Source organism: Nonomuraea deserti, assembly GCF_004348685.1.
In the GTDB taxonomy this organism is placed as follows: domain Bacteria; phylum Actinomycetota; class Actinomycetes; order Streptosporangiales; family Streptosporangiaceae; genus Nonomuraea; species Nonomuraea deserti.
On sequence record NZ_SMKO01000324.1, the window covers coordinates 1 to 5,893 of the forward strand.

Consider the following 5,893-nt stretch of genomic DNA (forward strand, 5'->3'; position numbering starts at 1 on the left):
GCCCACTCGACCACCAGCTGACGAAGATGCTCCGGCAGCCATCGGCGGCCGCAGCGATGATCCTTTGTGGCGCGTCGGCGCTCAACGCTGGCTGCTCCACACGACCACTCACCTCGCTGATCGGTTTTGCAGATGAATCCTTCCCGAATCGCTTGTTTCCGCCCCAGCGCGCGGGGGTGTTGGCTCGAAGCGAACAAGTGTGACCGTCGGCGCCGGCAACAGGTCGGTGGCCGGCCCCCTGCTTCGACCGGTCCGGAAGACCGATCCCGCGCAGACATCGATGCACCGCCACAGGGAGTACGGCCATGGGCATCATCGCTTGGATCATCCTCGGACTGGTCACCGGACTGGTCGCCAGAATGCTGGTCCCCGGCAAAGACTCGCAAGGTCTGATCATCACTTTCGTCCTCGGCATCGCCGGTGCGCTGTTGGGCGGTTTCGTGGCCACCGAGGTGTTCCACGTCTCGGGCATCCAGGGCTTCTTCAACCTGTCCACCTGGGTCTGCGCCATCGTCGGCGCGGCAGTCCTGCTGCTCGCCTACAACCTCATCACCGGCCGGCGCACCGGACGTCGAACCGGCCACTGGGCCGGCCGCCGATGACCTCTCCCAGCACTCCCATCACCTCACCCGCCTGGCGCGGCGGAGGTGATGGGTGATGCCCGTCGCCATGGCCACCGCCCTGGGCTTGGCTCGGTGGCCGCGCACCTTGCGATCATCGCCCGGCACCACCGTCGCGAGCACCGTTCCGCCAGACCTCGCAGCCGGCGGTGGACAGCCGGAGGCGTTCGCCGCTCGCGGTGGAGATGGGCCACGATGGCCAGTGTGAGCAACGATGACGACGCACGTGCCGAGCTGGAGGACTGGAGTGAGCTCATCGGCCGAATTCGTTACGACGGGCCACGTCCTGGGGGCGCCGGCGACGAGCGGTTGGCGGATGAGGCGGCGTCCAACGTGTTTTCCAGTTGGGGACGACCCGACAGCTCTGCCGAGATGAACAACCTGATCTGTCGTGCCTTGGAGCTCGGCTACCTGCGGGCCCTGCAGGACGTACGCGAGCAACGTATCGCCGGGCTGAGGCCCACCGACTGACACCGGTACGAAAGACACGACCCGCCTTCGCGCACCCGCTCAGCCCCAGCCCTTTCCCGCTCCAGCACTGTCCTGGCCCGGATCAGCGAACTCGTCGTTTCGTGGATGCGGCGATTCGGTCGTCGGGTTGACCTGCGGCTCATGGCTCGAGCACATTGTCTGGTCTCAGGCATTCTTCTGGTGGTGCGCTGCTGTTCGCTCTACCTGATCCTCTGGCGAGTCGATCAGTTCCTGGCCTTCCACATCACGATGCTGTGTTGCGTGGTCCAGTGAACTGGCGACATGGTCGTTGCCGGGACGCGTCGCGCAGGTCGCCCCGTCGCCCCCCAGCTGGCGGTGCTTGGGCTGCACGTGCGCCAGTTCGCCGAGATGATGATGCACCGCCACGGCCACAACTTGGAGACCTGGATGAACGCGGTTCTCAACGACGACCTGCCCGGGCTGCACTCCATCGTCCCCGGCTACGCCGGTACCAAGACGCCGTCACCGCCGGGCTGACCGTGCCCTACAGCTCCGGGCCTGTCGCAGGGCATGTCACCGGACCAAGATGCACAAACGGCAGATGCATCCTGCTGGCTGATCAACCACGGTCCGATCACGGAATGTCTGCCTGATCCCACACTGGGCCGTCGTTGACAACAGTCAAAGAACGTAACGACGCCGGTTCCTCACGTACTCCTCTCCGCTATCGCTCCCCGGGTCTACGCATCTGGCAGTGCTGACGCACCCCTTCACCCGGTGGGCGGTGAAGACGTCTCCGTAATGAGCGGGGACTTCGACGGGGAGCCGGAGGCGTTGGAGGCGATCGCCCGTGCCGTGGACGAGCGGCGCAGCCTGATGTTGACCCGGGCGAGATATGACCGTGAGGCCGACGTGAATGGCGTGGTCATCAACCTCGCCAACGTGGTGTCGGTGCGGGTGTCGAAGACAGACAGCGCCGCCCTCGTGCTCCAGTCCGGAGAGCGGGCACCAAAGGGCCAGCCGCCCACCACTCCCAGGCGTCGTTCCGTGACTTCCCGGGCCTGGCCGGGCTGGTCGGCATCCAGCACGGGAGCCCGAGCCCGAGGCATCACTTTCGCCCTGGCCAATCTCCGCTCGTACACCTCCCACGTCCTGCGCGTCACCGGCCTGAACCGCAACTGCAGACGATGGCCTGACCGGACTGGTACGGCTTGCATCGCGGGCTGGTCAGGAAGAAGTGGACTTATCCAGCCAAGACGGGTTGGCCGCCCTTCTCGGTGGACGCATCGCGTCGATGAGGGTGTCGAGCGGCACACGCGCGAATCCGATGCGGGTGTCGCTCGCCCCATAGGGCAGCCACACGGCGTCATCGTGAAGCAGGCCGCCGCAGGAGTACACGACATTGGGCACGTAGCCTTCGCGTTCGGTGCCGTCGGCGGTGAGGAGCGCTCCGGGAAGTTCGGCGATGACACGGTGCGGCTCGTGAAGGTCGAGAAGCAGGGCGCCGATGGAGTAGTCACGCATGGGGCCGACGCCATGGGTCAGGACGAGCCAGCCGAAGCTGGTCTCGATGGGGGATCCGCAGTTGCCCACTTGGATGAGTTCCCAGTCCCGGCGGGGGGTGTGCAGTGGCGTCGGTGCTTGCCAGGTGTTGTGCCGGTCGAGGGTCGTGAGCCCGATGGTCTCGCCGTCGGAGCGGCACAGCGCCAGCGTCCGTCCGCCGACCGGTCGTGGGAAGAGCGCCATGCCTTTGTTGACGGCCGCCGGGCCGCGCATGGGAGTGATCTCGAAGTGGCGCAGGTCGTCGCTGGCGATCAGGTGTGAGCGGATGTGCCTCCCGTCGTATGCGGTGTAGGTGGCCCGGTACGAAAGTGTGCCGTCCTGGTCGACGATTCGTACGAACCGCGCGTCCTCCATGCCGTTGGATTCGGCCGCGGTCGACGGCCAGAGGACTCGCCGATGCAGGGGGAGATCGGCGGGGAAGGCAACGGCGTAGTCGGAGTGCGTCGCGCGGCGCATCTCTTCCAGAGTCGGCTGTGTGGAGGTGCGGGTGAGCAGGTCGGCGGGGAGCCGGGCGATCGCGTGCTCGAAGTCGTTGTCGTCGAAGCGTTCCGACAGGGATCGCAGGACGGCGCCCGTCACCTCGTTGTCCCAGGCGCCGTCGCAGAGCCCGGCGGCGAGCAGATCGCGCCGATGGCGGGTCCGAAGCCGGCACCCGACGGACAGCGTTCCTGAGCGGTCGGCGATCGCCAGCTCGGAGCCGGGGCCGAGAAGTGCCGTGGCGAAGCCGATCGAAGACAGGTGTCCCTCACCGATCTGCCGCAGGCTGATCGCCACACGGAGTTGTCCGGGGCGCAGGCCGGACTGGTCGGGATGGGGGACCATGGAGGGATTGCACACAGCCGCGCCCTCCACAGCGTACTCATGACTGAAGTAGGCGCCCACGAGGAGGCGGGCCGTCAGGGACAGCTCGACGTCGCGCGGGACGCGATGGCGGACCAGGTCGTGGTGATGGGCGAAGGTCGTTTCGAGGTCGTGGTGCCGGTTGCCGAATCGTTGCAGCGTCTCCTGGAGCATTTCGGTGGTCTGGTCTTCGCCCAGGAGCATGATGCGGTCGATCAGCGCGGCGGCCCTGGTACGGGTGAGCGCGGCGTCCTCGCCGGGCACGAAGAACTTGATGATCACTCTTCGCGGATCGGGAGTGAGGGTCGGGCCGAGCCGCGTGGCCAGGTCCCTGATGGTCACGAGAGCCGCCTGGCATGCTGCATGGTGGAGATCAGCGCGATGGTCGACTCCGCTCCCTGGTTGAGGTTCGGACCGTGCTCGGTCAGGCCGTCGTAGCCGCCGCCGGTCGCCGGGTCCCACATCGGAACGCCGGCGTCGTTGGCTCCCTGGAACCACGCCACCGACAGTCGTACCCGATCCTGCCACGCGTTGTCGCCGGTCACGTGGGCGGCGGTGGCGCAGGCGTCGGCGAGCGCGGCCACCTCGATCGGCTGCTGGTCGTAGCGGGCCTGAGGCGCGTCCTGTCGCCAACCGATGGCGGGTACGACCGCGAGCAGGCCGTCCTTGGTCTGGATGTCCGACAGCCAGGCCAGCATGCGCAGGCCGGTGGTGAGCAGCTGCCGGTCATCACTCAGATCCCCGGCGGCGATGATCACTTCGGCGAGAACGGCGTTGGCGTAGGTCAGGTGCGGTTGCGGCCACGGCCAGGAGGGGTTCTCCGAGGGCGTGCCGATCGCCTCCACGGCGTCCATCAGCAGGGAGGCGGCCACGGTGCTGTCCGGGGTGGTGCGCAGGACCTCCGCCGCGCCGAGCCCGGCGAAGGCCATGGCGCGTGGATGCGGGGAGCGCTGTTCGGCGCCGAGAACGAAGGCGTGCAGCGCTTCGTCCCGGATCCAAGGGATGGCGTTGCGGGACGCTGCGGTGCCCAGGCCCCACATCGCTCGTCCCCACCAGTCGCCGACGCCCGGCAGTTCGCTCCAGCGGCGGTCGAAGGTGAGCCGGTTGCGGAACGCGCCGGAACGATCCTGCGCGTGGGTGAGGAAGGCCAGGTAGGACTCGGCCAGCCGGGTCAGCTGCTGGGCGGGGCGCGGCTCGCGGCTGGCGACGATGAGGCCGCGGGCGACGTCGTCTGTGCAGTAGCCGTGCTCGCGGCGGACGACTGCGTGCCGGGCATGCTCAAACAGGCCGGTGCCGTCGCTCATCCGGAGCAGGTGCTTGAAACCGGGATCGGCGGCGCTCATGGCAGCATTGCGGCCGGCCGCGCGGCGACGAGCGACCGGCCGAGGCCGTCGTATCGGGCCGCGACCGCCGGCCACAGCAGGGTCGGGATCAGGGCGCGGGTACGCCCGGTGAGATTGTTGGCCAGCCCGGTTTGCGTGAGGACGCGACGGATGGCGGAGGCGAGCGCGGCGGGGTCGCCGTGGGGAACGAGCAGCCCCGGGCCGCTGGTGAGCAGCTCCACGGCGTGCGGAAAGGTGGTGGCGACGACCGGCACGCCGGCGGCCACGGCCTCGATGAGGACACCGGACGTGACCTGCTCCGCCGAGTCATAGGGCAGGATGACGACGTCCGCCGAGCGGACCAGCCGGCTCAGCGAGTCCTGATCCCGGTAGACGGGGTCGTGTCGTATGGCCGTGGACACCCCCAGCTGGGCGGCGAGATCGTGCAGGCCGTCGCGATAGGCCTCGCCCTGGAGCTCCAGCACTTTGGGGTGGGTCTTGCCGGCGATCGTGTAGATCGGTGAGGGGTCGAGGCCCCTCAGGAGCGCGAGGGCACGTACCGCCCATTCGATCCCTTTGCCTGGTCCGAGCAGTCCCCACGTGAGCAGGTGCGGATGGGGGCGGCGCTGAGCCGGGACCCGCATGTGGTCGGCGGTCCCGTGCGGAATGACGAACACCTTGCCGGCATCCACCCGGTAGCCGGCCTTCAACCGGTCACGAGCGGTGCCGGTCATGGTCACGATCGCGCCGGCGGCGTCCCCGATCTCCTCGAGCAGGGCTTTCTGCGGGGGAGTGGGCCTGGCCAGGACGGTGTGCAGGACCACGATGCTCGGCACGGTGAGGCACCGCAGCAACGGCAGGACGTCCTGGCCGTCCAGACCGGGGTAGATGCCGTACTCGTGCTGCACGATGGCCACGTCGAAGTCCTCGAGAGCGCAGGCTGCGGCCTGCCAGCCGCCGAGCCCGCCGGGGTTCCAGGTGTGCACGACCCCGGGCTGCGGCCGTTCGTCGTCACCTTCCGCGGTGACACGGACAATCCCGCCGGACCTGCCGCCCATGGCCAGATGGGCGGCCAGGGCGGAATTGAAGGTCGCGAGCCCGCACTGGGTGGGCGGG

7 protein-coding genes are annotated in these 5,893 nt (G+C 68.5%); 3 read left to right on the plus strand and 4 right to left on the minus strand.

The window, feature by feature from the left end; all coding sequences use genetic code 11:
• From E1292_RS53205 to E1292_RS49075, 3 genes are all read left to right on the plus strand, one after another.
• Positions 1–203: hypothetical protein (locus tag E1292_RS53205; RefSeq protein ID WP_220447444.1), on the plus strand; the 203-nt coding region annotated here is incomplete at its 5' end.
• Positions 204–305: 102 nt separating this feature from the next.
• The gene (locus E1292_RS49070) at positions 306–602 is read left to right on the plus strand and encodes a GlsB/YeaQ/YmgE family stress response membrane protein (protein WP_132606671.1); all 297 of its coding nucleotides are present in this window, start codon (positions 306–308) and stop codon (positions 600–602) included.
• Positions 603–824: 222 nt separating this feature from the next.
• The gene (locus E1292_RS49075) at positions 825–1,091 is read left to right on the plus strand and encodes a hypothetical protein (protein ID WP_132606672.1); all 267 of its coding nucleotides are present in this window, start codon (positions 825–827) and stop codon (positions 1,089–1,091) included.
• A 165-nt stretch (positions 1,092–1,256) separates the two neighbouring features.
• Here E1292_RS49075 and E1292_RS49080 read toward each other — a convergent pair whose 3' ends face one another.
• From E1292_RS49080 to E1292_RS49095, 4 genes are all read right to left on the minus strand, one after another.
• Positions 1,257–1,484, minus strand: coding sequence for a hypothetical protein (locus E1292_RS49080; protein ID WP_165975161.1), 228 nt, complete (start codon positions 1,482–1,484; stop codon positions 1,257–1,259).
• 795 nt (positions 1,485–2,279) lie between these two features.
• Complete coding sequence (locus tag E1292_RS49085; protein ID WP_132606674.1) at positions 2,280–3,797, minus strand: glycoside hydrolase family 130 protein; 1,518 nt, start codon at positions 3,795–3,797, stop codon at positions 2,280–2,282.
• Positions 3,794–4,798 carry a glycosyltransferase gene (locus tag E1292_RS49090; RefSeq protein WP_132606675.1) on the minus strand — a complete coding sequence of 335 codons (1,005 nt, stop codon included), beginning with the start codon at positions 4,796–4,798 and terminating at the stop codon, positions 3,794–3,796. Before E1292_RS49090 ends, E1292_RS49085 begins: the two co-directional genes overlap by 4 nt.
• Positions 4,795–5,893, minus strand: a 1,099-nt coding sequence (locus E1292_RS49095; RefSeq protein ID WP_220447445.1) for a glycosyltransferase, incomplete at its 5' end; no start/stop codon positions are given. The genes E1292_RS49095 and E1292_RS49090, both read right to left, overlap by 4 nt.